This is a genomic window from Bacillus sp. BR3(2024), assembly GCF_039134555.1.
In the GTDB taxonomy this organism is placed as follows: domain Bacteria; phylum Bacillota; class Bacilli; order Bacillales; family Bacillaceae_G; genus Bacillus_A; species Bacillus_A cereus.
On sequence record NZ_CP152433.1, the window covers coordinates 1,862,946 to 1,889,846 of the forward strand.

Sequence of the window (26,901 nt, forward strand, 5' to 3'; positions counted from 1 at the left end):
TCGCTCATCTTTTATTTGTATAAGGAGGAATTATAGTTGTTAAGGGGAATCAATCATATTTGTTTTTCGGTATCTAATTTAGAAAACTCTATTATGTTTTATGAAAAAGTATTAGAAGGAGAATTATTAGTTAAAGGAAGAAAATTGGCTTATTTTAACATATGTGGAGTATGGATAGCGCTTAATGAAGAGACGCATATTCCGAGAAATGAGATTCATCAATCTTATACGCACATTGCATTTTCTGTTGAACAAGAAGACTTTAAATGTCTAATACAGCGATTAGAAGAAAATGATGTTCATATTTTACAAGGAAGAGAACGTGATGTAAGAGATTGCGAATCTATATACTTTGTTGATCCTGACGGTCATAAATTTGAGTTTCACTCAGGGACACTGCAAGACCGTTTAAATTATTATAGAGATGAGAAACCTCATATGACATTTTATTAGGGAGGGATAGCATTTGCATGCACTTGTAATTGGTGGAACAGGAATGCTAAAGAAAGTTTCTATGTGGCTTTGTGAGAAAGGATTTTATGTTTCTATTATCGGGCGAGATGAAGTGAAATTAGAAAATGTTAAGCGAATGAGTTCTGCACCAGAAAATATTACATGCCTTTCGTTAGATTATCATAATGATGAAGATGTAAAGCTAGCTATTAAAAGTACAATTAAGAAAAATGGCCCAATCACATTAGTTGTTGCATGGGTACACACAAGTGCAAAGCATGCACTATCAAATATTTGTAAAGAACTAGATTTGTCGTCTAAAACATATAGTTTATTTCATATTTTAGGTAGTAAAGCATCACGTATGCCTGCACAAAAAATAGGGAGTACGCGATGTATTTATCATAGAATTATTTTAGGTTTTATTTTAGAAGATACATATGGAAGATGGCTTACTCATGAAGAGATAGCTGATGGAGTTATAAAAGGGATTGAAAGTAAACGAGCGGAGTGGATTGTAGGGAGAGTTGAACCGTGGGAATTACGACCAACATGGTGAGGGGGAGTAAGAAATGAAAACAACTATATATGTAACAAGGCATGGTGAAACAGAGTGGAATGTAGCGAAGCGAATGCAGGGACGGAAAAATTCTGCTTTAACTGAAAATGGTATAGTTCAGGCGAAACAATTAGGGAATCGAATGAAAGATTTACCAATCCATGCGATCTATAGTAGTCCGAGCGAAAGAACACTTCATACGGCAGAGTTAATAAAGGGGGAACGTGATATACCCATTATAGCGGATGAGCATTTCTATGAAATCAACATGGGTATATGGGAAGGACAAACAATCGCGGATATAGAAAAGCAATTTCCAGAAGAAGTACATCTGTTTTGGAATGAGCCACATCTTTTTCAGTCAACATCAGGCGAAAATTTTGAGGCCGTTTATGAAAGAGTAATTGAAGGGATGCAGCTTCTTTTAGAGAAGCATAAAGGACAAAACATATTGATTGTTTCTCATGCGGCAGCAGCAAAATTACTTGTAGGGCATTTCGCGGGAATTGAAATAAAAAATGTGTGGGATGATCCATTTATGCATAGTGCCAGTTTGAGCATAATAGAATTTGAAGAGGGTATTGGTAAAGTGAAACAATTTGCAGATATAAGTCACTTTCAATAAATGTAAAAAAGGCCGCAAAACGGCCTTTTTTGGGTGGTATAAAAACTAGCAGTTACGTTTTTTATACCAGAAGTGATCGAATTTCTTATTTTTGCAAGATGGGAATTTATGTCCGCCTTTGCAATCATTCCATTTGTGTCCGTTATCGTGACAGTCTTTACCATGATCACATGAATCATCGCAAGAGTGACCGTGTCTGTTAGGGAAGAATTCGCATTTTTTACAGAAACTTCGTTTTGTCCAGAAAAATTTCTTTTCAAAGCGTATGCATTTTGTAATGAATGTACAATGTTTTCTGCGAGTACGTTTTGTAACTAATACGCATTCTTTTCTACGCGTTACTTTCGTAACGAACGTCCATTTTTGAACACGTACACGTGTACATTTCGTAACAAATGTCCATTTTTTTACGTGCGTACATTTTGTAACGAACGTACAATGTTTCACTCGAGTACATCTTGTTCTTGGACATTTACCCCCAGTTGTACATTTACATCCAGTTGTACAATGATGATGAGTGAATTTATCATCATCGCATTCAAAAGTACTTGGATCTTGGTGTAAGAAATCCTCCATCCCAGCACTTTTGATTTCTTCAACAGCTTTTCTAATATCACGTTTCATAGAAATCCTCCTTATCATGTATTAAAGTGAAAAGGTATTCTTTTTCCTTAACATGATATGTATGTAGGCATCTTTCTGAACAGGACAAGAGTGTAATTTTATATAAATAGATGATTGCGGATGTATGGACAAGACAAGGCGCATACATTGAATGAAGAGAACTGAGAAGGGATGAGAAAACATGCTGCCTTCATATGATTTTTTTGTTCATCCAATGTACTTAGTGGAATTGAAAAAGGACATTTGGTCAGATAGTCCAGTGCCAGCAAAATTAACTTATGGAAAAAAGAAGTATGATATTGATATCGTATACCGAGGAGCTCATATTCGCGAATTTGAGAAAAAGTCTTATCATGTTATGTTTTATAAGCCTAAAAAATTTCAAGGTGCGAAAGAGTTTCATTTGAATTCGGAGTTTATGGATCCGTCTCTCATACGAAATAAATTATCTTTAGATTTTTTTCATGATATTGGTGTACTTTCGCCAAAATCACAACATGTATTTATAAAAATTAATGGTCAAATTCAAGGTGTGTATTTACAGTTAGAATCGGTTGATGAAAATTTTTTGAAAAATAGAGGATTACCGAGTGGTTCTATTTATTATGCGATAGATGATGATGCGAATTTTTCATTAATGAGTGAACGAGATAAAGATGTTAAGACAGAGCTCTTTGCGGGTTATGAATTTAAATATTCGAATAAAAATAGTGAAGAACAACTGAGTGAATTTGTATTTCAAGCGAATACTTTGACGAGGGAAGCCTATGAAAAAGAAATTGGGAAGTTTCTACATGTAGATAAATATTTACGATGGTTAGCAGGAGTTATTTTTACGCAAAACTTTGATGGTTTCGTTCATAACTATGCACTATATCATAACGATGAAACAAATTTATTTGAAGTTATACCGTGGGATTATGATGCGACTTGGGGGCGAGATGTACAAGGGAGACCACTTAATCATGAATATATTCGCATTCAAGGGTATAATACGTTAAGTGCAAGATTGCTAGACATACCTGTATTTAGAAAGCAGTATCGAAGTATTTTGGAAGAAATATTAGAAAATCAATTCACAGTTTCGTTTATGAGGCCGAAAGTAGAAGGGTTGTGTGAATTGATTCGCCCATATTTACTACAAGATCCATACATGAAAGAAAAATTAGAAACATTTGATCAAGAGGCTGATATGATTTATGAATATATAAATAAAAGAAGAAAGTATATACAAGACCACTTACATGAATTAGATTAAATTTGAAAGAGATTGAAACGTTATCAATCTCTTTTTTTTGTATAATAAAGATGTATCAATAAAAATGAAGTAATATATTTGATAGAGAATGGGGATGCGGATATATGACGATTAAATGGATTGATTGGGTAAAACAAATACAATCTATAGCTCAAGCGGGTTTAACGTATTCTAAGGATGTGCATGATATTGAGCGTTTCCAGCAATTACGAGATATTTCTATTTCAATGATGTCACATTACACGAAAACAGATTGGGAAGTCGTAGAGAAATTATTTGCAAGTGAGACAGGCTATCAAACACCTAAAGTTGATATAAGAGCGGTTGTTTTTCAAAATGAAAAGTTATTATTTGTGAAAGAAAAAAGCGATGGGAAATGGGCATTGCCAGGTGGATGGGCTGATGTCGGTTACACGCCAACCGAAGTTGCAGCAAAAGAAGTTTTCGAAGAGACTGGTTATGAGGTAGATCATTTTAAGTTACTAGCTATATTTGATAAAGAAAAACATCAACCATCTCCATCGGCGACGCATGTATATAAGATTTTCATTGGATGCGAGATTATTGGTGGAGAAAAGAAAACTAGTATTGAAACAGAAGAGGTGGAGTTTTTTGGTGAAAATGAATTGCCTAATTTATCAATTGCTAGAAATACAGAAGACCAAATTAAAGAGATGTTTGCCTACATGAAAGATCCGCAGAAAGAGAAATTAATAGATTAATCCTGCTTGAATTGTACATATTGTTAAAATGAAGATATTGGCAGATTGCAGCCTTTATGTAATAATGGGATGGTATGTGAAGAAAAAAGGAGATAAAAAAGAACATGTTAGCAAACATAATAGATCAGTTATTGCAATTTTTTGCAAGCTTAGGTTACTTTGGAGTAGCTCTTGCTTTAATGATTGAAGTAATCCCGAGTGAAATTGTACTTTCGTATGCTGGCTTTTTAGTAGCGAATGGTAAAATTAGTTTTGTGGGTGCAGTTATCGCCGGAACGATTGGTGGTACTTTAGCGCAAATCTTTTTATACTGGCTTGGATACTACGGAGGGCGTCCGGTTGTAGAGAAATATGGGAAATATCTACTTATTAATAAACATCATTTAGACATAGCGGAAGGTTGGTTTAAGCGTTATGGAGCAGGCGTAATATTTTCTGCGCGCTTTATCCCAGTAGTACGTCATGCGATCTCTATTCCAGCAGGACTAGCTAAGATGCCATTAAAACTATTTACACTTTATACGGTTGTAGCGATCATTCCATGGTCAATTCTATTTATATACTTAGGTGAAAAACTTGGTGGGAATTGGCGACAAATTAAAGAGTATGCATCTGATTACACACATTACATAATTATAGGAGCTGTTCTTTTTATTGCTCTATACTTTGGTTTAAAATATTTCAAAAAGAAAAAAGCAGCGCGTTAAAGTCAATGATTTTTCATTGGCTTTTTTTGTTTGTTTCGGTTCTAAAGAAAAGGAGTTGTCCATAATGTGTAATAATAAAGCGTAGCGGAGGAATGTGATGAAAGGGTCACCGTTTATACGTGGAACGATATTTTTAACGATGGCAACGATGATATCAAAAATGTTAGGGTTTATATATGTTATACCATTTACAGCGATGGTCGGTACGAGTGGTTACGTTCTATACACATATGCATATCGTCCTTATACCATCATGCTCAGTATAGCAACAATGGGATTACCGCTAGCTGTTTCAAAGATGGTATCAAAATATGATCAACTGAATGATTATCATACGGTTAAGAGAGTGTTGAAAAGTGGAATCGTGTTTATGTTTATAATGGGAGTCATTTCGTGTTTTACGTTATATATGCTAGCTCCGCATTTAGCTAAACTTGTCATCGATGGGAATGATCAAACGGGGAATAGTGTAGGAGCGGTTACTACTAATATTCGAATTGTAAGTTTTGCGTTAATACTTGTGCCAGTAATGAGTTTATTAAGGGGCTTCTTTCAAGGATTCCAATCGATGGGGCCTTCTGCATTAAGTGTAGTTGTAGAGCAATTTTTTCGGGTTTTAACCATTTTAATAGGAAGCTTTGTCGTTTTATATGTTTTAAAAGCTTCTGTTTCGCTAGCGGTTGGTATTTCAACGTTCGGTGCATTTATGGGAGCTGTAGGTGGATTAACTGTTTTAAGTGCGTATTATATAAGAAGGAGAAGGCACTTAAAGAAAAAAGAGATGGAAAGTATACCACAAACAACGAAATCTTTTTTCTCATTGTATAAGGAGCTCTTTACATATTCTATTCCTTTTGTTGTGGTGGGCTTAGCAATTCCGTTGTATCAGACGATTGATACATTTACAATTAATAAACTACTTATACAAATAGGGTATATGCAAGGAGAAGCGGAAAAAATTAATGCGATAATTGGTCTTGTTCAAATGGTTGTACTTATCCCGGTATCCGTTGCGACAGCTTTTAGTATGTCTCTCGTACCAGAGATGACGAAAGCTTATACAGCAGGAAATACGAAGCTATTGTACAAACATTTTACGAGAACAAATGTATTAGTAGTAGCAATTACGGTACCGGCGGCAATTGGAATGATGGTGTTAGCCAAACCTGTATATACTCTTTTATTCGGTGCTGGAAATGATCCAGAGATGGGGAGAATCATTTTACAGTATTATGCTCCTGCTTGCATACTATTTTCTCTTTTTACAGTAACGGCTGCTATGCTACAAGGAATCAATCAACAGCAGAAGACGGTGCTAGGACTAGTGATTGGAATTATTGTGAAGATAGTTTTAAATATTGTATTGCTTCCGTATTTCGATTATGTAAGTTTTATCATTTCAACATACGCGGGCTATACGATTTCAGTCGGGTTTAACTTGTGGATGCTTTCTAAATATGTTATAAAGGCAACATAAGCTTTTAAGGCAGAGAGCACTCTGTCTTTTTCTATGTTTATCCCGCTTTAACGGGCAGTGAGACCCTCACCGCACAATTCAGCGAAAGAAAAGAAGTTTGGTTGGGGGCGGATAACCCGTAAAAGCCCGATTTGTAAGGGCTAATAATTAGTGAGGATGAAGCCCCCCACTGATTAAAGTTTCACTTTATAATATTTTTCTTATAAAAACGTTTTCAAAATAATTTTTCTATTGAAATTTAAACGTATGTTTCATATGCTGAGAATGGCGGTTTAAAAACTGTGATTTAAGAGAGGTAGATTCCTACATGTAAAAAGAATCGGGGTGATAGTATGTTAAATATATATTTAACAGACCGAAACGGAAAACTACAAGAGATTGAGGAAATGCAAAAGGGGTGCTGGATTAATGTACTTCATCCAACAGAAGAAGAAATTCAATATCTAGTACAAACTTTAAATGTAGACTTAGATTTCATTAAAGACCCTTTGGATGATGAAGAACGCTCTCGTATTGAAAAGGAAGACAATAATACTTTAATTATCGTGGATATTCCGACAGTTAGACATGATGAAGAAGGAAATTCGATTTATGACACGATTCCAATAGGTATGATTGTGATGCCGGATTGTTTTGTTACAATCTGCTTAGAAGAGAATCCAATTTTTGAACGTTTTATTAATCAACGTATTAAAGAATTTTATACGTTTAAGAAGACGCGCTTTGCACTTCAGCTCTTATATACGATTTCTACTTATTATTTAAGATACTTAAAGCAAATAAATCGAAAAACAATTGATTTAGAGCATCAATTAAATCAGTCAATGAAAAATAAAGAGATTTTCACATTGTTAGGCCTTGAGAAAAGTTTAGTATACTTTACAACGTCATTAAAGGCTAATAAAATTGTAATTCAAAAGTTAATGCGTAATAGTACATTTTTAAAAATGTATGAAGACGATCAAGATTTATTAGAAGATGTATTAATTGAAAATAAACAGGCTATTGAAATGGCGGAAATATATAGTCACATTTTAAGTGGAATGATGAATACTTTTAGCTCCGTTATATCAAATAATTTAAATAGTGTTATGAAACTGTTAACGTCAATTACGATCATTTTATCTTTACCGACGATGGTTTCTAGTTTCTTTGGAATGAACGTAAAGGTTCCGTTTGAAGGGGAAGCCCACGGTTTTGTAATTGTACTCATCATATGTGTAACACTATCTTTCACGTTAGCTTTTGTTTTTTGGAAGAAACGTTACTTTTAACGATAAGAAAGCTGCTCTAGCATAGTTATATAACTACGCTAGAGCAGCTTTTTTGCTATGAAATCTCAAATTTTGAATAGAATATAACTTGTACAATGTAATGTATATAAAGGGTATGTATGCCATATAAACCTTGTTCAATTAATGAAATGGGGTTAAAATTACATATTGTTAATGAAAAGTTGGAGGAAATACATCATGGAATTGTTTCAATTACCGAAAGCATTCCTGCAAATGAATACAATTTTTATCTCCATATTGATCGAAGCACTTCCTTTCGTGCTCATTGGTGTATTTATTTCAGGATTCATTCAAATGTTCGTGACAGAAGATATGGTGGCAAAATGGATGCCGAAGAACCGATTTCTGTCTGTTTTATTAGCTACTTTTTTAGGTATGTTGTTTCCAGGTTGTGAATGTGGAATTGTTCCGATTGTAAGACGATTAATTGGAAAAGGCGTTCCACCATACGCAGGGATTGCATTTATGTTAACTGGACCTATTATTAATCCAGTTGTATTATTTGCTACTTATGTTGCCTTTGGGAGTAGTATGCACATGGTATGGTATCGTTCTATTGTAGCGATTATCGTAGCCATTATCGTTGGAATTATATTATCCTTTATGTTTAAAGAACATCAATTAAGAGATGATCACTTCCCAGAAGTGAATAATAAGCGTCCACTGCGTAAAAAAATGTGGGATGTATGTACACACGCTGTTGAGGAATTCTTCTCAATGGGAAAATATTTAGTACTAGGTGCGTTAATTGCAGCAGCGGTACAAACGTTTGTACAAACTTCAACACTTCTTGCTATTGGACAAGGTCCGTTTTCTTCATCAGCTGTTATGATGGGACTTGCTTATATATTATCACTTTGTTCAGAGGCAGATGCATTTATCGCTTCTTCGTTCCAAAGTACGTTTTCAACAGCTTCACTTGTCGCGTTCCTCGTTTACGGACCGATGGTGGATATTAAAAATATGTTTATGATGCTTGCGACATTTAAAACTAAATTTGTAATTGTTGTTATAGTTACAGTTACTCTTGTTGTTTATGCAAGCTCACTACTCATTTATGCGATGGGGTGGTAGGTTATGTTTCGAGCATATATATTATTAGGTTTTACAATATTAATTGCGCAGCTTCATATTTCCGGTAACATTACGAAGTATATCAATATGAAGTATGCCTATTTATCAACAACAGCAGCAATTATTTTAGGTTTCTTAACGATTATACAAATTATCGTCGTTTTCCAAAAAGAGCACCAAAAGGAAAAAGAGAAAAATGATTGCAGTTGTGACCATAGCCATTGCGGGCATGATCATTCAAAAGATGAGAATACATGGTGGAAAAAAGCATTTTCGTACTCCTTGTTTTGTTTTCCAATTATCTCAGGGTTATTTTTCCCAATTGCGACGTTAGATTCGGATATTGTTAAAGCGAAAGGATTTCACTTTCCTGTTGCACAAGCAGAAAGTAAGGATCCATTTATGACAAGACAATTTCTAAGACCTGATACGAGCATTTATTACGGGAAAGAAGGATACCGTGGTGTAATGGAAAAAGGGAAGAAAGAGTTTGTTACGAAAGACAATATTAATTTGAAAGATGAAGACTTCCTAAAGGGTATGGAAACAATTTATAATTATCCTGGCGAGTTTACTGGGAAAAAATTATCTTTTAAAGGGTTTGTTTTTAGGGATGATTCTTCTAAAAAAGAACAATACTTCTTATTCCGTTTCGGTATTATACATTGCGTAGCAGATTCTGGTGTGTATGGTATGTTAGTGAAAAAGCCAGAAGGCGTAGAGTGGAATAATGATGAATGGATTCAAGTAGAAGGAGAGATAACTACTGAGTTTTATCAGCCGTTTCATGCGAATATTCCTGTATTAGAAGTAACAAAATGGAATAAAGTTGAACAGCCGAAAGAACAATATGTATTTAGAGGAGCCGATTGATAAAATCGGTTCTTTTTTGTGGACTAAAAGTTCTGAATGTTGTTAATATTAAACGTGTAGTTCATTTAGTATAGTGATTATTGAAATATTAGGGATAAATCATTAAAGGGGTGATAACAATGACAGAAGTAAAGGGGAAAACAGCCAATGAGTCAAGGGTGTTCAAAACGAGCCGAGTATTCCCAACAGATTTAAATGATCATAACACGCTATTTGGTGGGAAGATATTAGCGGAGATGGATATGGTTGCTTCTATTTCAGCATCCAGACATTCGAGAAAGGAATGTGTCACAGCATCTATGGACTGGGTCGATTTCTTACATCCTGTTCGTTCTTCAGATTGTGTTAGTTATGAATCTTTCGTAATTTGGACGGGAAGAACTTCGATGGAAGTATTTGTGAAGGTAGTAGCTGAAGATTTAATTTCAGGTGAGAAGCGTATAGCGGCAACGTCATTCGTTACTTTTGTGGCACTTAGTAAGGAAAATAATCCAGTTCCAGTACCGCGTGTTATCCCTGAAACAGAAGAAGAGAAAGAATTACATCGTATTGCTGTGTTACGTGCAGAACAGCGTCATATACGTAAGGCAGAGAGTAAGAAAGTAGCCACATTGTTAACCTTTTGAGATGAATATTTAGCCATTTAAGTTACTATAGCAGTCGGAAATGGTTTTAAAATGAAAAGCGGACACCTAAAAATAGGTGTCCGCTTTTATAGTTTTTTCATCCACATATCATATGACAGTAGCTACTTAGCAGAAGCAAGCAGCACCGACGATGATTAAGAGGATAAATAATACGACTAATAGCGCAAATCCATTACCATGTGCGAAGCCCATTGTTATTTCCTCCTTTTATTTTAAGATACAACATACAATATGCAAATGAGCTATTGTTTGATATGGACATATATCATGCAATGACATATTTTCTTGAATGATAATGTAATAAAAAAGGGAAGATATAGAAATAACAGTAAGTGGAGAAAGGAATTTATCCATGAAGCACTTTTTCGCTATAATCCTTTGTTTAATAGGTGTATTCATTTGGATGAACATCGATGTGGAAATGGGGAAGGAAATGGCTAGTGAATATGAATTAGGACAAGTTCGATTAGGTGAATTTCAATTATATACGAACGGTGAAGAGTTATATAGAAAATTATTTGAGGATATAAACGATGCAGAAAAGTATATATATATCCATTTTTATATTGTAGGAAAAGATGAAATAAGCCAAGAGTTTTTACAGTTATTAGAGAAAAAAGCATCTAGCGGAGTAGAAGTGAAATTGTCAGTCGATCGGATAGGTGGATATAAGCTGAAGAAAAAGGTAATTAGCCGATTAAAGGAAAACGGTGTGAAGTTTACATTTAGTAAAAAACCGAAACTGAAAAATGTGTTCTATTCTTTGCATCAACGGAATCATAGACGTATTGTTACGATAGATGGAAAGGTATCATACGTCGGTGGTTTTAATATCGGAAAGGAGTACCTTGGACAAAATCCAAAGTTTGGGCCATGGCGTGATTATCACGTGCGCATCCATGGTGAGGGTGCAGCGGATATGGAAAGAAAGTTCGCCGAAGATTGGAAAGAAGATACAGGAGAAAAAATGCCTATACATGAAAGTATACCTACATTAGGGAATGTGAAATATCAATATTTATTTTCAAATGGAAAAGGCTTATGGGAAAAGTATGGGGCACTTTTAAAAAAGGCTAAAAAGTCTTTAATTATCGCTACACCATATTTTGTACCAAGTAAAGAAATGGTGAAAGAGTTAAAAGCTGCATTAAATCGTGGTGTTAATGTGAAAATTCTCGTGCCATTTAAAAGTGATGCCATATTGTTAAAACAAGCTGCCTATCCATATTTGAAAGATATGTTACATGCTGGAGCGGAGATTTATCAATATCGAAATGGATTTTTTCATGGGAAAGTAACAATTATTGATGGAGAAATTGTTGATATTGGGACAGCGAATTTTGATAATAGAAGTTTTTATTTAAATTGTGAGTCTAACTGTATCATATATGATAAAACAGTTGTTGATGAAGTATGGAGTCGATTACAGGTAGACTTTCATAAATCAAAACGATTTTCTGAAGAAGATTTTGAGAAAATTAGTAGATGGGATTGGTTTTTAGCGAGAATAGCGAATGTTTTAGCATCATATTTATAGTATATGGACAAAAGAGAAGGGAGGCGCTTTAATGGACTGTATGAAAGAATTAATGAAATATAGTTATATGCTAATATACAAGGTTGGAGAGTATGCTGGAAAGGTCAGAGACGAAGAATTAAAAAATCTATTACAGCACCATTTACCATATATGTTACAAGCATATAATGAACAAGTAAATTTTCAAGAAGGAGAGAATGTGCAGCATATAACCTGTGAAACAATGGAGTTTGATTTGCATGAAATGGGAAAGGAAACAGTTAGTAAATATACAGGGGATATTCATATTGCAACCAGTTATATTGCGCATTTGAAACGATTAGCTTTAAAGTTTGCTCAAGTTGCAGTGGAAGTTGCTAACCCAGAGTTTCGCTCATTTTTGGAAAATTGTTTCCTGAAAATGAACCGTTACGCTTATAGTGTGTGGCAATATGTTATGAAGAAGGAATATAAGATTACACATCTATATGAAAATGAAAAATTTGCATGAGAAACTAAGGCGAAATGGTATGCGCCTTAGTTTTTTTACGTCCATTGAGAGAAAAAACTAGTTTTATTGTGTATCGATTGGAAATGAAATATATAAATTAAAATTAGGTTTTGTTATCGGAAAATTTACAAAAATTTACCGTATATTTACTGTTTTTCAATCTCTCCTTTAAAAATAGAGAGTAATATGAGGTTGTACATATTCTATCACAAGGAGGAAACGCAAATGAACAAATGGGTTAAATCATTAACTGCTATGGCACTTGCAAGTTCTTTATTAATGGTAGGTTGTAGTAAAGGTGAGGACAAGAAGAAAGAAGACGACACAACAACACAACAAGAGGACAAAAAGGATAAAGAAACAAGCGGAACCGAGAAGTCTACTGATTCTAAAGAAAAGAAATAAAGTAATAATAAAGCTTCCTCTTATATATGAGGAAGTTTTTTTGTTGTAAATTGACTGAGATTATTGAAAAATAGAAAGAGAATGAAAGAGGGGGAAAACAAATGAAAGTATGTATATTGGGAGCAACAGGACGAGTAGGTTCAAACATAATTAATTTAGCATTAAAGGATTCAGCTGAAGTGACTGCATTAGCGCGTGATTTAAATAGAATAGAAATACAACATGAAAGGTTAAGAGTGATAGAAGGGAATGTATTGAACGAAAATGATATAAAGAAAGCGATAGAAGGAAGTGATATAGTAATTAGTGCACTTGGAACGGATCAAAATGGAACATTAGCGAAGAGTATGCCACAAATTATAAAGAAAATGGAAGAAGATGGGGTTCGTAGGATCATAACAATAGGAACAGCTGGTATTTTACAAGCAAGAACAGATCTAAATTTATATCGTTTTCAATCAACGGAATCAAAAAGGAAAACGACAACGGCAGCGGAAGATCATTTGGCTGCATATAAGGTACTAAGTAATAGTAATAATTTATGTTGGACAGTTGTTTGTCCGACACATTTAATAGATGGTGAGGCGACAGAGGTATATCGAACTGAAAAAGATATATTGCCAGAGGGTGGATCAAAAATTACAGTGGGTGATACAGCACACTTTGCATGGGATCTATGTAAGAAAAATATATATGAAAATAGTCGAGTAGGTATTGCATATTAAAAAACCATCCCGAAGTCGGGATGGTTAAAAGATGATATAACACAAGAAGATGATAATCATAATGATTTGGAGAATTGCTTTCGCTACTGTACTGCTTAAAAAACCAACTACAGTAGCGACTCCAACTAGAAAAGCATCTTTTGGCGATTTTTTATGTACTAGTTCTGTTATAAATACTGATAAGAACGGTATGATAATAAGTCCGAATGGTGGGAAGAAGAACGAGCCGACAATGATAGAAATCATTCCGACACGTTCGCCCCATTTAGAACTACCGTATTTTTTTAAGAAATATCCATTTGCAATAAAATCAGCAACGAAAATGAAAAGAGTGAAAATGACTTGAATAATCCAAAAAGAAGTTGTTAATTCGCCTCCATTTATACCGAAATGGTAAATCAAATATCCAGCCCAGACAGCTAGTATGCCAGGGATAATTGGATAAATAAAGGCGAGAAATGAAACAACGAAACAGGCAATGATACAAATTGTTAATAAAACAGTCACTTTATAGCTCCTTTTTAATATCTAGTTTATGTACAGCAACTTTTTTGACTTGATGTCCATCAAGTTCTAATACTTTAAATTGAAAACCAGCATATTCAATGGAATAGCCAGCTTCAATATTTAAGTCAACTGCTTGAGAGAGAAGCCATCCTCCGATTGTATCTAAATCACTATCATCAATATGTAGGCCAAACATATCATTTACTTCAGAAATAAGCACCTTTCCATCTAAAACAGTAAGCTTAGGTGTACGCTTTTCAATCATAGGTGATTCATCAGCATCGAATTCATCTTGAATTTCTCCAATGATTTCTTCAAGAATATCTTCCATCGTTAAAAGTCCGGCAGTACCACCATATTCATCCATAACGATTGCCATCTGAACGCGATTTTTTTGAAGGTGGACTAACGTTTTACGAATTGGAACTGTTTCAAATACAGTTAGAACAGGATGTATATAAGATTCAAGTGGTTTATAAATACCTTTCGTTTGATCATGGAATACTTCTTTCGTATTGATCATCCCAATGATATCATCTTTATCTTTTTCAATGATTGGATAGCGTGTATATTTTTCAGTAGCGACGATATCCATATTTTCTTCTAACGTATTTTCAGTAGACAAGCAAATCATTTCGGTACGAGGAACCATAATTTCTTTCGCAACTCGATCATCAAATTCAAAAATGTTATTTACATATTTATATTCGGTTTGGTTTATTTCACCGCTTTTAAAACTTTCACCTAAAATGAGTCGCAATTCCTCTTCAGAATGAGCAAGGTCACTTTCCTTCGCAGGTTCTAATCCGAGTAGTTTTGTGAAAAATATAGCTGTACTATTGAGTAGCCAAATGAATGGATACATAATTTTATCAAATAAAATAAGCGGTCTTGCAAATTTGAGTGTGATTGCTTCTGCTTTTTGAATTGCGAAAGACTTTGGAACTAATTCACCTAATACAACGTGGAAAAATGTAATAACACTAAAAGCAATAACAAAAGATAAAGTGTTAGCCATTGTTCCAGTAATATTAATTTTTTCAAAGAGCGGTCGTAGTATATGTTCCACAGTCGGTTCACCAAGCCAACCAAGCCCTAAAGAAGTGATTGTAATTCCGAGCTGACAAGCTGATAAATAAACATCTAAATTAGATAGGACGCTTCTTGCAGCTAAAGCTTGTTTATTACCTTCATTTGCAAGTTGGTCAATTCGACTTTTTCGTACTTTTACAACAGCGAATTCTGATGCAACGAAAAAGCCAGAAATAAGAATAAGTACAAAGATGAGAAAAATATTTAATATGTCCAAGCGTGTTCTCCATTCCAAGGTCTGGAATAAAGATGTCACCTCCTGCAATTATGTTATACTTTTATAATAAATCCAAATGAAAAGAATAGTCAAAGGAAAAGGGGAAATATTGGTATGTTTCTGTAATAGTTTTTGAATTTGCTGTTATTTTGTCCGCTATACAAAAGGAATAACCCCCTACTTTTAGATTATAGAGGGTTATTTTAAATTAAGGTTTTGGAACACTTCTCGTTAAAGTGTATGACTGTTGCTTGGAGTAGTTTGTGGTCCATAGTGTTTGAAGGAAAGAAAGTATGCTATATGGGATATAGAGTAGTAATAAGCCGATTGTAACAATTATAGGTGAATTTCCGCCAAATTGAACGATAAATTGTAACAGTCCATTTGCATGAAAAACGCATTCCATAAAAACGAATGAAAGAATAATGGAACCTAAAATTGATTTATGATTTGAAGTAAGCGCTAAAAACAATGTGTCTACAAGAAAAGAATCATGTTTTATTTCATATTCATTTGTGTTTTTTAAGAAAGGAATCCATTTTTTTACTGCTTGCATAACGATAATCATGGAAGTACTACATACGATGATAAATGATGAGTAGTAAGGAAGGTTTATAAATTGTGCGATGTATAGAAGTAGTAATAAGACTGAACATTGTAATACTACAGTGCAAAAAGAGTAAGGTATCCATTTCAATACAGTAGTAAACTTTTTAAACGAGTTAGGTACTTTGAAAAATAAATGGCCGATACCCAAACTTATGAAAAATCCGATCGCAAGGGTAAAAGTAAAACGAACAATCGATATAAAATATATTTCCCATATGTAAGGGAATAATGGTGTTGAATGATTAGAAGTATGTATCATTTGGTTTGCTGAGAAAAAGATAGATTCATGCATCCAATCAACCTTTGGAATTGATATAGAAGAAAGCTGTGCGAAGTTTTGAAAAATGCTAATAAATCCATTTTGATAAGAGTAATTGTGTGTAATAAAAAGAGCTGGAATAGGACTTATGGCAAAAATAACAATAACACCAATTATAAATTTACATATATGTGAGCGTAATAAGGACATATAACCACCTGCTCTTAGAATATTCAGAAAATTCTTATTATTATTTTAGCTTTTTTTGAAAGAAGTTACAATATATTTTTCATTTAGTAATTCAGAGAGAAGATTTGATAGCAAAAATATACAAGTGAAGGATTCATGAATAAATTATGACAAGAAAATGAATAATTTTCAGAAAAATAAAATAAATCATTTATTTTTTTCTGAAAATATAATATAGTTATGGCACAGAAAGTATTTTAACATAAGGAGGCTTTTTATGAGGATTAAAGGGAATTACGTGCCGAAAAGGGAAGTTTTACTGTGCTCAAGTTCGATTACGATTGGGGAAGCGTTAGAGCATTTAAATAAAACGGGGTATCGTTGTGTACCAGTTTTAGATGAAAAAAAAGAGAAATTTTTAGGGAATATATATAAAGTAGATATTTTAGAATATAAAGGATCACTTGATGAGAGTGTAATACAATTATTAAACGATAAAGAAGGATTTGTGAGAGAAGATTCATCTTTCTTTAAAGTATTTTTTACAATAAAAAAATTGCCTTATTTATCAGTAGTTGATGAAAAAGGGGTTTTCCTTGGAATTTTAACGCATAAAAAAGTTTTTGAGTTATTAGAGGATGCATGGGGCGTTCACTCTAGTAAATACTCTGTTATGATTGGAACGCAAGACTATAATGGAGCAATCCAAAAATTATCGACAGTTTTAAAGAAATACACTGGTATTCAAAGTTTGATGACTTTTGATAATGATGCCTTATTAGTTCGTAGAATTATGTTTACATTAGGAGAAGAGTTTAACGACGGTGAATTAGAGACATTATTGAAAGATTTAGAAGATCACGGATTTAGAGTTGTGTATGTGGAAGAGATGAAAAATCCACGTGAAGTTGAAACGATAGAGTAACATACAAAAGCCATCTAATTATATTGAAGTGACCCCCGAAAGTTAGACAGGTCGTTTCATTAGGCAGCCTCTAGGGTATGAGCCCGGTATTGTACTGGGCTCATACCCTTTAATTTTGCCTTAATTCTTTTATGGTTATAGTATTCTATATACTTTGCTAATTCTTGTTTGAAATGTGTTATACTTTCAAATTCTTTTCGATACAGAAATTCCGATTTCATGATACCGAAGAAATTTTCAATAACGGCATTGTCATAACAGTTTCCTTTGCGAGACATACTTTGAGTTATGCCACAATTCTTAAGAGAATGACGGTATTGTTTCATTTGATAGTGCCAACCTTGATCAGAGTGAATGAGGAGTTTATCCGGATCGGTTACACAATAAAGTGCTTGGTCCAACATCGTTGAAACAAGGGAATAGGTCGGTTTGGGGCCAATTGTATAAGTGATAATTTCACCATTAAATAAATCCAACATTGGTGATAGGTATAACTTCTCCCCAAATAATTTAAACTCCGTAATATCTGTAACCCACTTTTCATTTGGTTTTTCAGCTTGGAAGTTGCGATTTAAAATATTTGGCGCAATTTTCCCAACTGTCCCTTTGTAAGAGCGATATTTTTTCATACGAACCAGACATTTTAACCCTAATTCTTTCATAAGGCGATACACTTTTTTATGATTTACTTTGTGTCCACGATTCATAAGTTCATCACGAATACGACGATAACCATAACACCCATCGTGTTCATTATAAATAGCTTGAATCAGTTCTTTTACCTCCGCATTTGGATCAGGACGATTAAAACGTTTCATCCAGTAATAGTACGTACTACGTGGAATGTTTGCGAGTTGAAGTAACTCCTTGATAGGAAATTCATGCCTTAACTCGTAGATTACTTGCGCTTTGTCTTGTTTGGTGATTTTTCTTTGTTTTGAACTAAGGCATTCAACTTTTTTAAATATGCATTTTCCATACGTAAACGCTCATTTTCCGCTTGTAAGGCTTCGATTGATCCTTCATCTACTGGTTTTATTTTTTTATCTTTCATGGTTGGACGCCCCTTTTTCTTTAATTGTAGGGCATCCAATCCTCCTGTTTCATAAGCTATTTTCCATTTCCGAAGTGTTTCATAAGACGGTATATTGAAAAGTGCCGCTGTTTCTCTGATAGATGTCCCGTGTTCATTCATATAATAAAGTACATCTAGTTTATACTGGGCTGGGTAGAATGTATAGCACTTTTCAAAGGCCTTTTCACCTGAAGACTCATATCGTCTAATCCACTCACGAAGTACGCTAGGGTTAACTCCTATAGATTTAGCAATTATTTTTCCACTTTCTGTACCATCTAAATATCGTTTCACCGCTTGGATTTTTTCTTTTGAAGAAAATTTAGCCATAAAAAATGCACCTCCAATTGTTAGACTGTGTCTAACAATTGGGGTGCACTTCATATATTAGATGGCTTTTGTATGTTACGTGTATAAAGTTATTTGAAAATAACAATTGAATAATAGGTGAGATTGTAACAATATTTGTGTAAGAGAATAAAAAATGTAGATAATTTCGATTTTCAAAAAAATCAATTTGAAAATATGTTTTTATTTTGCAACTAAATATGTTACTATATGTGTGATAAAAACAAAGAGGTCTGACATCTACACTCCACGTAATAACACTCTAATGATTTAAAAATTCAAAAAAATCAAAATTCAAAATAATAATTGTATTAATGATTAGAGTAAAAATAAGGGGAATGGAGAAATTATGGAGAAAGACACTGCTTTGTAAGGGGCATATTTTATCATCTTGAGCAGAGAGGAGGATGCATAGCATATTGTAAAATATAGAGATAAACAATGAAAAAGTGCTATGCAAATGAAGAGCATGAAGGGACGTTTAAGGCCAGGTGATACGGTAGCAATTGGTTTAATGCTATTTGCATTATTTTTAGGAGCAGGAAATTTAATTTTTCCGCCAGTTTTAGGTCAACAAGCAGGAGAGAATGTTTGGATTGCTACAATAGGATTCCTTGTAACGGGAGTCGGATTACCCCTACTAGCTGTAACAGCTGTCGCGTTTGTAGAGGGGGACTTGAAAGCGCTATCTTCTAGAGTCCACCCTATATTTGCGTTTATTTTCCCATTGATTAGTTATTTAGCAATTGGACCATTTTTCGCGATTCCTCGTACTGGAGCTGTTTCGTTTGAAATGGGTATGAAGCCGTTTTTATCAGAGGCAATGGTTTCAGAGTGGTACATGCTATTTCTTTTCACGATAGTTTTCTTCGGAATAACGTGGTATTTATCATTAAATCCATCTAAATTAGTGGATTGGTTCGGAAAGTTTCTTACACCATTATTAGTATTAATTGTCGCTGTTATTGTCGGAAAGGCAATTATTGATCCAATTGGAGAGCCAGCTGCGCCGTTAGCTGCTTACAAAGAAAATGCTTTCTTTGGTGGATTTATTCAAGGATATTTAACGATGGATGCAATTAGCGCGCTTGTATTCGGAATTGTCGTTGTACAAGTTATCCGCTCTAAAGGGATAAAAGAGAGTAGTCAAATTGCAAAAATAACAGTAGTATCAGGTATTATTGCTGTACTTGGTTTAACGTTAATTTATTTATCACTTGCTTATCTTGGTTCAACAAGTACATCACTTGGTATCTCAGAAAACGGTGGCCTTATTTTAACGAATGTTGTAAATGAGCTATATGGGACGAGTGGTAAAATTTTATTAGGGCTTGTTATTATACTCGCTTGTTTAACAACTTCTGTTGGGTTAACATCTGCGTGTGCAGGTTTCTTTACAAACTTATTCCCAAAACTTTCGCATAAAACGATTGTAACAATGGTATGTGTATTTAGTTTAATTGTATCTAACCTAGGTTTAACACAATTAATCGCAGTAACATTACCTGTGTTAATGATCATTTATCCAGTTGCAATTGTATTAATCGTACTTTCGTATTTCCATAAGTGGATTGGGAAGCGTAATACAATTTATATTGGAGCTATTTTAGGTGCATTGTTAATTAGTTTCTTTAACGGTTTAGAAAGTGCGAAAATTAAAATTGACGCGATTTCTAATGTACTACAAATGTTACCGTTATATAACGAAGGAATCGGATGGTTAATTCCATCATGTATTGGCGGGATTCTCGGTTTCTTCTTCTATAAATCAAATGAATCAAGTGAATTACAAAAGAAAGGTGCTTAGGCACCTTTCTTTTTTTGAAGGGGATTTTTGTATTTTGTCTAAGTAATAATTGGGGGGAATGATAAATGGCTAATTTTGAAGATTTTTTAAATTTGGATTTGAGAATTGGAACTGTAATACATGCAGAGGAATTTAAAGAAGCGAGAGTACCAGCGATTAAACTAGCAATAGATTTTGGAGAAATCGGGATAAAGCAGTCAAGTGCTCAAATTACGAAAAGGTATATTCCAGAAGATTTAATCGGTCAACAAATCGTTGCTGTTGTAAACTTTCCACCAAAGCGTGTAGCTGGATTCAAATCAGAAGTGCTTGTGCTTGGTGGTGTTCCTGAAGCTGATGATGTTGTGTTACTTCAGCCTAATATGGAATTGCCAAATGGAACAAAAATTAGCTAGGGTGAAGGTAGGGGCTAATATGGATATCGGACGAGAATATTTGCAATGTGCGATTTCGAACTTTAAAGCAACAAAGAAACAAGGGGAACGGGCACTTTCTCAATTATCATATGAACAAATACAATGGTCTTCTCATGAAGAAACAAATAGTATAGCGATTATTATTAAGCATCTGCACGGTAATATGCGTTCTAGATGGACGGATTTTTTAACGTCTGATGGTGAAAAAACAGATCGTAATCGAGATGGTGAATTTGAAGGATGCTATCATTCAAAAGAAGAAACCCTTATAGCTTGGCAAGAAGGATGGAAATATGTTTTTAATATGATGAATACTTTAACGCCGGAACACTTATTGAAGACGGTATACATTCGCGGTGAAGCACATACTGTCATGCAAGCAATTGAAAGGCAAATTTCTCATTATGCATTGCATATTGGTCAGATTATTTACATTGGGAAGATGTTAAAAGAAAATGAGTGGGAATGTTTAAGTATTCCGAGAGGTCAGTCTGCGCGTTATGTAGAGAAAAAACGTTCAACATAATAATGAGAAAGAAACCGATAAAAAATAGGAAAAAAGAAAGTCAGCCAAATAATAGATGGTTCTGTAATCATAAGAATACTGCCAAAAATAAGTCCATATATAATAAGAAAGAAATTGAAAAGTGTATTCACAGGGAGAAATCGTGAGATAAACACTTGCTGTCGTTTAAAACAATCACTGTGAAATAAATAAAAGCGGAAGTACCATGTGGCTGTAATAAGGTCTTTCTTTCTCACAATTCTTTTTTTGCATGTATGACAGATAAATGGTGGTTGCATTTCATTACGCTCCATTTTTTATTTTCATAATAATGTGAGACAAAAGTAGGTACAAAGTGTATGTTCCTATATACGCTCCTGCAATAAGGAAAAATGGATTCAGTAAAATTCCATGAATGCTCGTCATGAAAACTAAATCTTGTATTAAAACATCGTATATATTAATGGAAATAATTGTACCAAGTACATATAGTGCCAAGTACGCAGAAATATGTAGCACAATAGAGATTTTTGGTTGCTTAGCGGACAAATAAAAAATGAATGATAGAGCGATTGGTAATATTCCTATTAATAGCTTCAATTCATTTCACCTCATTAACAATATAGCCGAAATTTTAACGGTCTATTCTCTAGGGCTTGTACATAACTTGAAATAGAGAGGTGATAGTATGAATCGGGGCTTTTTTTTTATGAAGTTTACAAATATGCGTAAGTTAGTTTTATTTGTTATTACTACAGTGCTAGCGACTTTTTTTCTTATTAGTCTGATGGTAACCTCTATGAAAGAGACAAAGTCAACGTATTTATATAATTGGTTAAATGAGTTATCGATGAATGGTTACATGTATGTACTTGGAAAAGAGAATCATTATTTTACACAGGAGTATCGAAATTTGAATCAAGATTTTTCAATTTCTTCTTTTCTCTTTTCTATGGCTACAAATATTCGCTTTAATGATGTACGCAGTTTTGTCGGGAAAGAGCTCCCGGGATTTGGTAAGTACGATACAGAAATTGTTATTGCGGGTGAGGGTACAAATTATTCTAACTTACCGATAGAGTCGAGTGTTCCTCTTGAAGAAGTAGTGAAGGAACGGACTAGTGGAACTGGACAAGCACCTAAACAAGATACGAATAAAGAGAAAAAACAGCCGTCCCAAACGACTGGGAAGAGACAAGTTGCGTTTATTTATCATACACATAGCTGGGAATCTTATTTACCTTTACTTAACTTAACGAATGACCCGAATCCGAATAAAGCAACGAGTTCTGTGTCGAATATTTCTATATTAGGAGATCGTTTCCGTGAACAACTAGAAGGTGAAGGGATTGGGGCTACTAACGATAAGAGTGATGTTGGTCAAAAGTTAATAAGTAAAGGTTTAAACAGTAATAGTTCGTATAAAATGTCACGAGAAATTGTGCAGCAAGCTATGGCTGGAAATAAAGATCTTCAATACTTTTTTGATTTGCATCGTGATAGTGCCCGAAAGAATGTAACGACAAAAACAATTGGAGATAAATCATATGCAAAGCTTGCATTTGTAGTAGGGAAAGGAAATAAAAACTATGAAAAAAACTTACAATTAGCGACAGCTTTACATGAGGCGATTAATAAGAAATATCCAGGAGTGAGCCGTGGGGTCATTCAAAAAGGGTTTCAGACAGGAAATGGAATCTATAATCAAGACCTATCAGGACAAGCGATATTAATAGAAGTTGGCGGTGTAGATAATACAGAGGAAGAATTGAATCGATCAATTGATGCACTTGCTAAAGCATTTGGTGAATATTTTTGGCAGGCAGAAAAAGTGAATGGATAAAGTGAAACGTGAATTAGCCAGGACATCTATCGATAATTATTAGCTCACTTCAATCTTGGAAAAACGTAAGTGTAATGCTTGCGTTTTTTCTTTGTAATGATGAGACGTCACAGAATAGACATAATTTGTCGTTGTTATAGTAATATCGAAATTTGTCAATTTATAGTAGGAGATTTACAAAGGGATTTTCAGGAAAGTAGAGAAAATCTTTTTATAAGGAAAACTTTTTATTATGAAACTGGTAGGGTGATTGAAGTGATTAGGGAGATCGAAATAGAAGATGCATCATCATTTTTGCAATTAAGTAAGCAATTAGATGAAGAAACGAAGTTTATGTTATATGAACCAGGAGAAAGAAAAACTACAGCTGAGCAACAAGAAAAAATGATCCATCGCTTTATAGAAAATGAATATGCAACAATATTTGTAGCAGTTGAAGATGAGAGGATAGTAGGTTTTATATTAGTGAATGGAAATAACATTCAAAGAAAGAGGCATGTGGCAACCATTGTAATTGGTATTTTGCAAGAGTATAACGGGCGAGGTATTGGGACGAGATTGTTTAAAGAGGTTGAGAAGTGGGCAAAATTACATGATGTATGGCGTTTAGAATTAACAGTAATGGCCCACAATACAAGAGCTCAGGCACTATATAAAAAAGCTGGATTTGAGAAAGAAGGTGTCAAAAAAGCTGCTCTTATTATCGATGGAAAGGGCATCGATGAGTATGAAATGGCCAAATTATTAAAATAAGAGGTCGTTATATGAAAAAAAGATGGGCACTACTTGGTATTGTAGCTGCAATAATTATTATTGGAGTAGCAGGAATCAATTATAAAATGTATAAGGATAAGCAGGCGCGGGAAGTAAGTGTAAATAGCATATTTCCGAAAGCGAAAGAAACGATTGCTAATATGGATGGGGATATTGCGGTAATTAATAATCCGAATTCAATGCTTGTACTTGTAAATAAAAGTAGGCGTTTACCAGATGGGTATAGACCGCCAGATTTAGTTATTCCGAAAGTGCGCTACTCTAGTGAAGGTGATCAAGAAAAGAAAAAGATGAGAAAAGAGGCAGCGAGGGCGCTTGAGGATATGTTTCAGCAGGCTGACAACGAGCGTATTTTTCTTTTTGCAGTTTCTGGATTTAGATCTTTTGATCGACAAAAAGCATTAAATACGATGTATAAAAAACAAGACGGGGAAGCAAAAACAGCAATGTCTAGCGCGGTTCCTGGCACAAGTGAGCATCAAACTGGACTAGCTATGGATATTACGTCTCAATCTGCTAAATTTCAGTTAGAGACAGTTTTTGGGGAAACGAAAGAAGGTCAGTGGCTTTCTGAAAATGCCCATAAATTTGGTTTTGTGGTTCGATACACAAAAGCGAAAGAAACGATTACGGGCTATCGGTATGAACCATGGCACGTAAGGTATGTGGGAAATCCACAAGCTACATATTTGTATGATAATCAACTGACACTTGAAGAAGTAACAGAGTGAACAATTGAGGGGAGAGACGTACAATGACGATGTTATATAAGAAAAAAGTACATGCATATATTACAAGAGAACAAGAGGGGGTTATGCAATTACTTGTTTTTAAACATCGTGATATACATGAAGCTGGTATTCAAGTGCCAGGGGGAACGGTTGATGAAGGTGAAACGTTAGAAGCTGCTATATTGCGTGAAGTACAGGAAGAATCCGGATTGCGTCATTTATGCATAGAGCGTTTTTTAGCAGATTACATTATACATATGAAAGAAAAACAGGAGTATGAAAAACGCCACTTTTTCCATGTAACTTTACTAACAGATGTAAAGGATACTTGGGAACATATTGTAAGTGCTGGTGAGGAAGATAAAGGATTGGTATTTTGCTACGAATGGGTTGATATTGTAAAATGCCCTGAATTAGCTGGAAAACAAGGTGAGTTTTTACATTTATTAGATGAAGTATACGCACAGTAATGTAAGAGTCTGAAGCGAAGATTAATCCGTTTCAGATTTTTTTTATTTTTCGGGAAATTAAAGGTGTTTAAATAAGGATATTGAATTTCTTTAAAGGGATATTAATTTAGGATGTGTTGAGATGAAAAATTGAAAAAGTAAGGGGTATATGCTAAAAAAGTTCATATAAGGGAGAATATAAATGGAAATTCAGTTTAATCCAATCTTAAAAAAGGAATTAACAATTCAAGATATTCAAAATGAAATGGAATCTGGAAAGCTAACTTCAAAAGAGCTAGTGATGTATTATCTCTATAGAATCGCAAAGTATGATCAAGACGGGCCGAAAATCAATTCAATTTTAGAAATTAATCCAGATGCTATTTTTATTGCAGAAGCGTTAGATTATGAAAGAAAGACAAACGGCGTAAGGGGACCATTGCATGGAATACCTGTTTTGCTTAAGGATAATATTGAAACGAATGACTTCATGCATACAAGTGCAGGTACAATAGCTCTAGAACAAAATATAAGCAGTGAAGATGCATTTCTCGTTACTAAACTGCGAGAAGCAGGGGCAGTGATAATAGGAAAAACGAATATGACAGAATTAGCAAATGCAATGTCTTTTGAAATGAGGGCTGGATATAGTGCAAGAGGTGGTCAAACAATCAATCCATATGGAACGGGCAAGGATCATATGTTTGTTGGCGGATCTAGTACAGGATCTGCAATAGCAGTTGCTGCTAACTTTACAGTAGTATCTGTTGGGACAGAAACCGATGCTTCTATTTTGAGCCCCGCTGTTCAAAATTCTGTAGTAGGTATTAAACCGACTGTCGGTTTAATTAGTCGTAGAGGAATTATTCCATTTACTTATTCGCAAGATACAGCTGGACCATTTGCTAGAACGGTAACCGATGCTGCTATTTTGCTAGGGAGTTTAACTGGAATGGATGAGAAAGATGTAGTTACTCACAAAAGTGACGGTAGGGCATATCGGGATTATACATCTTACCTTGATGCAAATGGTTTAAATGGAGCGAAGATTGGTGTGTTTAACGATGCACCAAAAGATTATTACGAAAATGGTGAGTATGATGAAATCTTGTTTAAGGAAACGATCCAAGTATTACGTAATGAAGGAGCGACAGTAGTAGAAAATATTGATATTCCTTCTTTTCATAGAGAATGGAGCTGGGGAGTTCCGCTTTATGAGCTGAAGCATAGTTTAGATAACTATCTTACTAAATTACCTTCTACTATCCCGGTGCATTCTATTTCGGAGTTAATGGAGTTTAATAAAAACATAGCAGAAAGAGCTTTAAAATATGGACAAACTAAGTTAGAGGGAAGAAAAGATTTTCCTAATACGTTACGAAATCCAGAATATTTAAATGCGAGATTAGAAGATATATATTTTTCTCAAGAACAAGGCATTGATTTTGCATTGGAAAAATATAATCTTGATGCGATACTGTTTCCTTCCTATATAGGTTCTACTATATGTGCGAAAGCGGGTTATCCGTCTATAGCAATACCGGCAGGGTATATGGAAAGCGGGAGGCCTTTTGGAATTACCATTGCAAGCACTGCCTTTAGTGAAGGGATATTAATTAAATTAGCTTATGCTTTTGAACAAGCGACAAAGCATAGAAAAATCCCCAACTTATCATGAATAGAA

Annotated in this window: 32 protein-coding genes; 24 read left to right on the forward strand and 8 right to left on the reverse strand. The window is 34.3% G+C overall.

Annotated elements, in window-relative coordinates; genetic code table 11:
• Nucleotides 1–36: 36 nt before the first annotated feature.
• From fosB to V7S45_RS09680, 3 genes are read left to right on the forward strand one after another with little or no spacing between them, the layout of a single operon-like run.
• Nucleotides 37–453 carry a FosBx1 family fosfomycin resistance bacillithiol transferase gene (fosB, locus tag V7S45_RS09670; protein ID WP_000943769.1) on the forward strand — a complete coding sequence of 139 codons (417 nt, stop codon included), beginning with the start codon at nt 37–39 and terminating at the stop codon, nt 451–453.
• Between the two features lie 13 nt (nt 454–466).
• On the forward strand, nt 467–1,012 hold the full coding sequence (locus V7S45_RS09675) for a short-chain dehydrogenase (protein WP_000543118.1): 546 nt from the start codon (nt 467–469) through the stop codon (nt 1,010–1,012).
• A 13-nt stretch (nt 1,013–1,025) separates the two neighbouring features.
• Nucleotides 1,026–1,637 (forward strand): phosphoserine phosphatase 1, encoded by a 612-nt coding sequence (locus V7S45_RS09680; protein WP_025687477.1) that lies wholly within the window; start codon nt 1,026–1,028, stop codon nt 1,635–1,637.
• Nucleotides 1,638–1,682: 45 nt separating this feature from the next.
• Here the strand turns inward: V7S45_RS09680 and exsB are convergent, their stop codons facing one another.
• Nucleotides 1,683–2,261, reverse strand: a complete 579-nt coding sequence (gene exsB, locus V7S45_RS09685) for an exosporium protein ExsB (RefSeq protein WP_025687476.1) — start codon at nt 2,259–2,261, stop codon at nt 1,683–1,685.
• A 181-nt stretch (nt 2,262–2,442) separates the two neighbouring features.
• Here exsB and cotH point away from each other — a divergent pair, with 181 nt between their 5' ends.
• The 8 genes from cotH to V7S45_RS09725 all read left to right on the forward strand — a co-directional run bounded on the left by cotH (nt 2,443) and on the right by V7S45_RS09725 (nt 10,293).
• A complete protein-coding gene (gene cotH / locus V7S45_RS09690) occupies nt 2,443–3,519 on the forward strand; it encodes a spore coat protein CotH (protein ID WP_000938001.1) in 1,077 nt (358 codons plus the stop codon).
• 104 nt (nt 3,520–3,623) lie between these two features.
• Nucleotides 3,624–4,241: an NUDIX hydrolase gene (locus V7S45_RS09695; protein WP_342761760.1), complete on the forward strand. Its 618-nt coding sequence runs from the start codon at nt 3,624–3,626 to the stop codon at nt 4,239–4,241.
• Between the two features lie 104 nt (nt 4,242–4,345).
• Nucleotides 4,346–4,948 (forward strand): DedA family protein, encoded by a 603-nt coding sequence (locus V7S45_RS09700; protein ID WP_000880691.1) that lies wholly within the window; start codon nt 4,346–4,348, stop codon nt 4,946–4,948.
• A gap of 97 nt (nt 4,949–5,045) precedes the next feature.
• Nucleotides 5,046–6,425 carry a polysaccharide biosynthesis protein gene (locus tag V7S45_RS09705; RefSeq protein WP_000678845.1) on the forward strand — a complete coding sequence of 460 codons (1,380 nt, stop codon included), beginning with the start codon at nt 5,046–5,048 and terminating at the stop codon, nt 6,423–6,425.
• A gap of 332 nt (nt 6,426–6,757) precedes the next feature.
• Nucleotides 6,758–7,699 carry a magnesium transporter CorA family protein gene (locus V7S45_RS09710; RefSeq protein WP_000932389.1) on the forward strand — a complete coding sequence of 314 codons (942 nt, stop codon included), beginning with the start codon at nt 6,758–6,760 and terminating at the stop codon, nt 7,697–7,699.
• 198 nt (nt 7,700–7,897) lie between these two features.
• Nucleotides 7,898–8,794: a permease gene (locus tag V7S45_RS09715; RefSeq protein WP_000418716.1), complete on the forward strand. Its 897-nt coding sequence runs from the start codon at nt 7,898–7,900 to the stop codon at nt 8,792–8,794.
• 3 nt (nt 8,795–8,797) lie between these two features.
• Nucleotides 8,798–9,667 (forward strand): TIGR03943 family protein, encoded by an 870-nt coding sequence (locus V7S45_RS09720; RefSeq protein ID WP_025687474.1) that lies wholly within the window; start codon nt 8,798–8,800, stop codon nt 9,665–9,667.
• A gap of 119 nt (nt 9,668–9,786) precedes the next feature.
• Nucleotides 9,787–10,293, forward strand: coding sequence for an acyl-CoA thioesterase (locus tag V7S45_RS09725; protein WP_000141164.1), 507 nt, complete (start codon nt 9,787–9,789; stop codon nt 10,291–10,293).
• A 126-nt stretch (nt 10,294–10,419) separates the two neighbouring features.
• Here the strand turns inward: V7S45_RS09725 and V7S45_RS09730 are convergent, their stop codons facing one another.
• On the reverse strand, nt 10,420–10,506 hold the full coding sequence (locus tag V7S45_RS09730) for a YjcZ family sporulation protein (RefSeq protein WP_000505094.1): 87 nt from the start codon (nt 10,504–10,506) through the stop codon (nt 10,420–10,422).
• A gap of 160 nt (nt 10,507–10,666) precedes the next feature.
• Between V7S45_RS09730 and cls the strand changes: the two genes are divergently transcribed.
• The 4 genes from cls (at nt 10,667) to V7S45_RS09750 (ending at nt 13,471) form a co-directional block, all read left to right on the forward strand.
• Complete coding sequence (cls, locus tag V7S45_RS09735; protein WP_002023919.1) at nt 10,667–11,851, forward strand: cardiolipin synthase; 1,185 nt, start codon at nt 10,667–10,669, stop codon at nt 11,849–11,851.
• Nucleotides 11,852–11,882: 31 nt separating this feature from the next.
• Entirely contained in the window at nt 11,883–12,341 is a 459-nt protein-coding gene (locus V7S45_RS09740; RefSeq protein WP_000340527.1) for a spore coat protein, read from the forward strand.
• Between the two features lie 225 nt (nt 12,342–12,566).
• Complete coding sequence (locus V7S45_RS09745) at nt 12,567–12,746, forward strand: hypothetical protein (RefSeq protein ID WP_001045960.1); 180 nt, start codon at nt 12,567–12,569, stop codon at nt 12,744–12,746.
• A gap of 101 nt (nt 12,747–12,847) precedes the next feature.
• A complete protein-coding gene (locus V7S45_RS09750) occupies nt 12,848–13,471 on the forward strand; it encodes an SDR family oxidoreductase (protein ID WP_000861645.1) in 624 nt (207 codons plus the stop codon).
• A 24-nt stretch (nt 13,472–13,495) separates the two neighbouring features.
• Here the strand turns inward: V7S45_RS09750 and V7S45_RS09755 are convergent, their stop codons facing one another.
• From V7S45_RS09755 to V7S45_RS09765, 3 genes are all read right to left on the reverse strand, one after another.
• Nucleotides 13,496–13,978: a DUF456 family protein gene (locus tag V7S45_RS09755; protein ID WP_000217339.1), complete on the reverse strand. Its 483-nt coding sequence runs from the start codon at nt 13,976–13,978 to the stop codon at nt 13,496–13,498.
• 1 nt (nt 13,979) lies between these two features.
• Nucleotides 13,980–15,287, reverse strand: coding sequence for a hemolysin family protein (locus V7S45_RS09760; RefSeq protein WP_342761761.1), 1,308 nt, complete (start codon nt 15,285–15,287; stop codon nt 13,980–13,982).
• 208 nt (nt 15,288–15,495) lie between these two features.
• The gene (locus V7S45_RS09765; protein ID WP_000055268.1) at nt 15,496–16,365 is read right to left on the reverse strand and encodes a hypothetical protein; all 870 of its coding nucleotides are present in this window, start codon (nt 16,363–16,365) and stop codon (nt 15,496–15,498) included.
• Nucleotides 16,366–16,621: 256 nt separating this feature from the next.
• On the opposite strand from V7S45_RS09765, the gene cbpA reads away from it, so the two are divergent.
• Entirely contained in the window at nt 16,622–17,269 is a 648-nt protein-coding gene (cbpA, locus tag V7S45_RS09770; protein ID WP_001220526.1) for a cyclic di-AMP binding protein CbpA, read from the forward strand.
• A gap of 59 nt (nt 17,270–17,328) precedes the next feature.
• Here cbpA and V7S45_RS09775 read toward each other — a convergent pair.
• Nucleotides 17,329–18,674, reverse strand: a protein-coding gene (locus V7S45_RS09775) for an IS3-like element ISBth10 family transposase (protein ID WP_085963707.1) whose coding sequence is annotated in 2 segments (ribosomal slippage) — nt 17,329–18,233 and nt 18,233–18,674 — 1,347 coding nt in all. Because the reading frame shifts where the segments join, the coding sequence is not laid out codon by codon here.
• A gap of 472 nt (nt 18,675–19,146) precedes the next feature.
• Between V7S45_RS09775 and brnQ the strand changes: the two genes are divergently transcribed.
• The 3 genes from brnQ to V7S45_RS09790 all read left to right on the forward strand — a co-directional run bounded on the left by brnQ (nt 19,147) and on the right by V7S45_RS09790 (nt 21,441).
• Nucleotides 19,147–20,499, forward strand: a complete 1,353-nt coding sequence (brnQ, locus tag V7S45_RS09780) for a branched-chain amino acid transport system II carrier protein (RefSeq protein ID WP_001999653.1) — start codon at nt 19,147–19,149, stop codon at nt 20,497–20,499.
• 65 nt (nt 20,500–20,564) lie between these two features.
• Complete coding sequence (gene csaA, locus V7S45_RS09785; RefSeq protein WP_001263013.1) at nt 20,565–20,894, forward strand: chaperone CsaA; 330 nt, start codon at nt 20,565–20,567, stop codon at nt 20,892–20,894.
• The gene (locus V7S45_RS09790; protein ID WP_025687892.1) at nt 20,875–21,441 is read left to right on the forward strand and encodes a DUF1572 family protein; all 567 of its coding nucleotides are present in this window, start codon (nt 20,875–20,877) and stop codon (nt 21,439–21,441) included. The genes csaA and V7S45_RS09790 overlap by 20 nt, the downstream gene beginning before the upstream one ends.
• On the opposite strand, the gene V7S45_RS09795 is transcribed toward V7S45_RS09790, so the two are convergent.
• A complete protein-coding gene (locus tag V7S45_RS09795) occupies nt 21,414–21,719 on the reverse strand; it encodes a permease (protein ID WP_257116005.1) in 306 nt (101 codons plus the stop codon). The two genes, V7S45_RS09790 and V7S45_RS09795, sit on opposite strands and share 28 nt — an antisense overlap.
• A gap of 4 nt (nt 21,720–21,723) precedes the next feature.
• The gene (locus V7S45_RS09800; protein ID WP_000770738.1) at nt 21,724–22,020 is read right to left on the reverse strand and encodes a hypothetical protein; all 297 of its coding nucleotides are present in this window, start codon (nt 22,018–22,020) and stop codon (nt 21,724–21,726) included.
• Between the two features lie 88 nt (nt 22,021–22,108).
• On the opposite strand from V7S45_RS09800, the gene V7S45_RS09805 reads away from it, so the two are divergent.
• The 5 genes from V7S45_RS09805 to V7S45_RS09825 all read left to right on the forward strand — a co-directional run bounded on the left by V7S45_RS09805 (nt 22,109) and on the right by V7S45_RS09825 (nt 26,895).
• The gene (locus V7S45_RS09805; protein ID WP_001079278.1) at nt 22,109–23,263 is read left to right on the forward strand and encodes a stage II sporulation protein P; all 1,155 of its coding nucleotides are present in this window, start codon (nt 22,109–22,111) and stop codon (nt 23,261–23,263) included.
• Nucleotides 23,264–23,518: 255 nt separating this feature from the next.
• On the forward strand, nt 23,519–24,016 hold the full coding sequence (locus tag V7S45_RS09810) for a GNAT family N-acetyltransferase (protein WP_000617576.1): 498 nt from the start codon (nt 23,519–23,521) through the stop codon (nt 24,014–24,016).
• An 11-nt stretch (nt 24,017–24,027) separates the two neighbouring features.
• The gene (locus V7S45_RS09815; protein ID WP_000747647.1) at nt 24,028–24,768 is read left to right on the forward strand and encodes a M15 family metallopeptidase; all 741 of its coding nucleotides are present in this window, start codon (nt 24,028–24,030) and stop codon (nt 24,766–24,768) included.
• A 23-nt stretch (nt 24,769–24,791) separates the two neighbouring features.
• On the forward strand, nt 24,792–25,238 hold the full coding sequence (locus V7S45_RS09820) for an NUDIX domain-containing protein (protein ID WP_025687893.1): 447 nt from the start codon (nt 24,792–24,794) through the stop codon (nt 25,236–25,238).
• A 181-nt stretch (nt 25,239–25,419) separates the two neighbouring features.
• On the forward strand, nt 25,420–26,895 hold the full coding sequence (locus V7S45_RS09825; RefSeq protein WP_257116008.1) for an amidase family protein: 1,476 nt from the start codon (nt 25,420–25,422) through the stop codon (nt 26,893–26,895).
• The last annotated feature ends 6 nt before the right edge of the window (nt 26,896–26,901 follow it).